The organism is Paenarthrobacter sp. CM16 (assembly GCF_013179505.1).
Classification (GTDB): Bacteria; Actinomycetota; Actinomycetes; order Actinomycetales; family Micrococcaceae; genus Arthrobacter.
In genome coordinates this window covers 1-4,218 of sequence record NZ_JABMCX010000351.1, presented here as the reverse complement: position 1 = coordinate 4,218, position 4,218 = coordinate 1, and the positions used below count along the sequence as shown (strand labels likewise).

General features: G+C 62.8%; 4 protein-coding genes. 3 read left to right on the top strand and 1 reads right to left on the bottom strand.

Annotated elements, in window-relative coordinates; translation table 11 throughout:
• The 3 genes from HP499_RS21420 to HP499_RS21410 all read left to right on the top strand — a co-directional run.
• The coding region (locus tag HP499_RS21420) for a GAF domain-containing protein (protein ID WP_172326130.1) at window positions 1–446 on the top strand (446 nt) is incomplete at its 5' end.
• On the top strand, window positions 447–1,679 hold the full coding sequence (locus HP499_RS21415; protein ID WP_172326129.1) for an amidohydrolase family protein: 1,233 nt from the start codon (window positions 447–449) through the stop codon (window positions 1,677–1,679).
• Window positions 1,680–1,764: 85 nt separating this feature from the next.
• Window positions 1,765–2,424: an SRPBCC family protein gene (locus HP499_RS21410; protein ID WP_172326128.1), complete on the top strand. Its 660-nt coding sequence runs from the start codon at window positions 1,765–1,767 to the stop codon at window positions 2,422–2,424.
• 53 nt (window positions 2,425–2,477) lie between these two features.
• Here the strand turns inward: HP499_RS21410 and HP499_RS21405 are convergent.
• Window positions 2,478–4,218: rhamnogalacturonan lyase (locus HP499_RS21405; protein WP_172326127.1), on the bottom strand; the 1,741-nt coding region annotated here is incomplete at its 5' end.

The following is a 4,218-nucleotide window of genomic DNA, read 5'->3' as shown; positions in this document are numbered from 1 at the left end:
ATCCAGGAGTTGTCCTCTTCACCGTCCTGCAGTGGATTCCGCAACGATCCAGCCTCAAGCGGCTCTACACCAGCCACCCGGCAGAGTATCCAGTGGGCGGCGAGAAGACAGTGGAGATCTCCCCCGGCTGGCTGGGCACGGTCATTGAGGACAAGAAGCCTTTCCTGGCACCGGACCTGGAAGCGCTCCGCAACGTCTTCTCCGACTCCGGGCTCATCCAGCAACTCGGCTGCGGCGCCGTCATCAACGTGCCGGTCCTCGACCAGCAGGAGAACGTCGTGGGCGTCCTCGCGCTCCTCGACGCCGAAGGCAAGTACACCCCCCGCAGTGTGGAAACCGCCGTCGACGTGGTTAACTCCAACCTTGCCCATCTTGTCCAAGCCTTTGAAGCCCATCCCACAGAAATCCCACAAGTCCCCGAAGCCCCCGCGAAGGACACCGTCTAAATGAGCACCGCCCCAGAAAGCACTGCCCTGATCATCCGCAACGCCAGCGTCCTGGACGTTGCAGCCGGCACCTACTCAACTGCCGACGTCGTGAGCGTTGACGGAAAGATCAGCAGCGTCGAATCCCATGCCGAGGCACCCTCCGGTGCCCGGGTCATCGATGGCGCCGGCAAGTTCGTGATCCCCGGCCTGATCGATGCCCACGTCCATGTGGTGGCTTCCAGTGCCGACTTCAGATCACTGACCTACACACCGCCGTCCTATGTCTACGCCCAGACCGCCAAGATTATGGGTGCGATGCTGCGCCGCGGCTTCACCACGGTCCGGGACCTGTCCGGCGCGGACTTCGGACTGGCCATGGCCCAGGAGGAAGGGCTGCTGGAGGGGCCCAAAATCCACTTCTGCGGCCACGCCCTGAGCCAGACCGGCGGCCACGGAGACATGCGGCTGCCCGGCGAAGACCACGATCCCAACGGCCGCGGATGCTGCGGCATTGGCAGGGTTGCAGATGGTGTGGATGCTGTCCGCGCCGCTGCCCGGGACGAGATCCGCAAGGGTGCCCACCACATCAAGATCATGGCGTCCGGCGGCGTCTCCTCCCCCACCGACCGTATCGATTCCACCCAATACTCCATGGAAGAGATGCGGGCCGCGGTGGAAGAAGCGCAGGCCGCCAACCGCTACGTCGCAGCGCATGCCTACACGGCCAAGGCCATCAACCGTGCCCTGGAAGCCGGTGTCCGCTCGATCGAACACGGCAACCTCCTGGATGACCAAAGCCTCAACCTGTTCCTGGAAATGGACGCCTTCCTGGTCCCCACCCTGGTCACGTATTGGGCCCTGAAGGAAGAGGGCAAGGAATTCGGGCTCACCGAGGAGATGTGGGCCAAGGTTGATTCCGTGCTCACCAGCGGCCTTGAAGCGATCGAACGCGCCCATGAGGCCGGCGTCAAAATGGCCTTCGGCTCAGACCTCCTGGGCGGGATGCACCGCCACCAGAACGAGCAATTCAGGCTGCTGGGCAAGGTGCAGCCGGCGATCGACGCCATCCGTTCGGCAACCACGACGGCGGCAGAGCTGCTGGAGCGGGTAGGGGAAATCGGTGTGATTGCACCGGGAGCCGATGCCGACATGCTGGTCCTGGACGCAGACCCCGTAGCGGACATCTCCGTGCTCGCCGATATCTCCGAGCACCTTGAGTTCCTTGTCCAGGATGGTCGGGTCATCGACTGATTCCTGCCCCTCCAGGCCTGTATTAACCCTCCAAAGAGCTCAATAATGTAAGTATGCTGATCAATATAGAGCCAAGGAGGGCAGCATGACCACGAAAGTAAACAAGACAATCATGGTCAACGTTCCGATCAGTACGGCCTACCGGCAGTGGACACAGTTCGAAGAATTTCCCCGCTTCATGGGTGGGGTGGAACGCGTGACACGCCTCGGCGATGACCGCCTGGAATGGGTGGCCGAAATCGCGGGTGTCCATCGCCGGTGGGAAGCCAAGATCGTTCAACAGGATCTGGACAGGGCCGTGGCTTGGGCTGCAGTGGAAGGGGCCAAGAATGCCGGCTGGGTCGAATTCAAGGAAGCCGGCCCCAGCCAGACATCCCTGCACCTGTCGCTGGAGTACGAACCCCACGGCGCCCTGGAATTCCTGGGGGACAAACTGCATGTTGTCGAAAGGCAGGCTGAGTCTGATTTGAAAAAGTTCAAAGAGTACATCGAGAAGCAGGCACCGGAGACGGGAACGCGCGCCGCTGGGGACGCTCCCACCTCGGCGGGAGCAGCCACCACCACGCCGATCGTTGATCCCGTCACCCACCCGTTCGACCAGACCAATGGACTGGTGGATCTGGGCGGCGACTCAGACGAAACCGCGGACAGCGATACCCGCAGTGCGGCTGAGCGGAAGGACAACGAAGGCCCCGGGCTGGGTTTCATTCCGCCCCAAAGTGGTGGCCTGCCGGGCCAGCGCTGACGGCAAAGAACAACGCGGGGTCGCTTCTGACCCCGCGTTGCTCCTTTAAGGGTTTACTTGGCGGTGCCGGTATAAACGACGGCGGGAATCCCCGGAGCCTCCATACCCTCGCCGATGAAGAAGCCCGGATGCGGCGGCTGGTTGTACGCAACGTTCTCGCGGGCAACAGCTGTCCGGTACACGGTGTCGTGCATCAGCGTCCTCAGCCGAACCTCGGTGGGCGCGGTGGTGGTGTAGATCCGCAGTTCAGAACTATCCGTGGACGGCCAGGCAATTTCTTCACGCCAGTCTCCCAGGATGTCGGCCTGGATGGACGGGTTGCCCTTGGTGGTGTTGATGCTGCGGGCGCCGTCGGCGGTCAGGAGCCGATCACTGGTCTCGGTCTCCCAGTTCCACTTGGAAATGCTGGGGACGCCGCGGGAAACCGTGGCATCGTAGTCATGGTCCACGATTTCCCGGAGCAGGTCGCCGTCCCACCAAGCCAGGAAGTTGGCGGCCGGGATCTTCTCAGCGATCAATTCACCCTGGGAAGACATCAGCTGTCCGACCGGCGAATCCCAGGCCGCGGACCCGCCGATCGCCCATCCTTCAGCCCCTGCGTAGCGCGGATCGATATCTCCCGCGGCCCCGCGGCCGGTGTCCTTGATGGCCGGAATGCTCCAGAGCACCTCGCCGGTGGCGGCGTCCCGGAACGTTGCACCGCGGTTGCCACTCTGGCTCATGCTCTCGTGCACAGCGAAGGTTTCCAGTCCGGGCCGCGACGGGTCCAGGTCACTGGTGTGGATGGCGTCGCCGTGGCCGAGCTTGGTGTTGTACAGCGGCTTGCCGTCGTCATCAATGGTCATTGAGCCGAAGACGAACTCGTCCTTGCCGTCCTGGTCAACATCGGCCACGGAGAGGTTGTGGTTTCCCTGCCCCTTGTATTCGTCGCCGGTCAGGTTCGAATCGAAAGCCCAGCGCTTCACCAGTTTCCCGTTGACGAGGTCGTAAGTGACCAGGACAGTTCGCGTGTAGTAGCCGCGGCTGAACATCATGGACGGCCGTTCGCCGTCGAGGTAGGCCACGCCTGCCAGGAAGCGGTCCACCCGGTTGCCGTAGTTGTCGCCCCAACCTGTGACGGCGCCGCGCTCGGGCTCATAAGCCACGGTGTCCATGATGGTGCCGGTTTCACCCTTGAAAACTGTGAGGAACTCGGGACCGGACAAAACGTAGCCCGCCGCGTTGCGGAAGTCGGCGTCGGCGTTTCCGATCACCGTACCTGCCGCGTCCCGTGTGCCATCTGCGGTCTTGAGGGAAACCTCGGCCTTGCCGTCGCCGTCGAAGTCGTAGGCCAGGACCTGCGTGTAGTGCGCACCGGCACGGATGTTGCGGCCCAAATCGATGCGCCACAACTTGGTGCCATCCAACTTATAGGCGTCCACGTAGACGTTGCCTGTGTAGCCGGACTGGGAGTTGTCCTTGGCATTGGACGGCGACCACGTCTGGATGACCTCGTATTTGCCGTCGCCGTCAAGGTCCGCCACGGTGGCATCGTTGGCCGAGTAGGTATAGGGCTTACCGTCGGGCGTGACACCATCTGCCGGCTTGTCCAGCTTGATGGCCAGATAGTTCTGCGCCAGCGGCTTCACGGCTTCGGTCAGCTTGTCCTGGCCTTGGCCATTGCCTACAGTCTTGATGACGTAGCTCGACTCCGCCGTGCCGTCCGGGTCCACCAGCATGGTGGCGTTGCGGAGGGGTTCAGGAGTGATGTTGACCCCGTCCCGCAGAACCTGGAAAGCAACGGTGTCCTTGTCC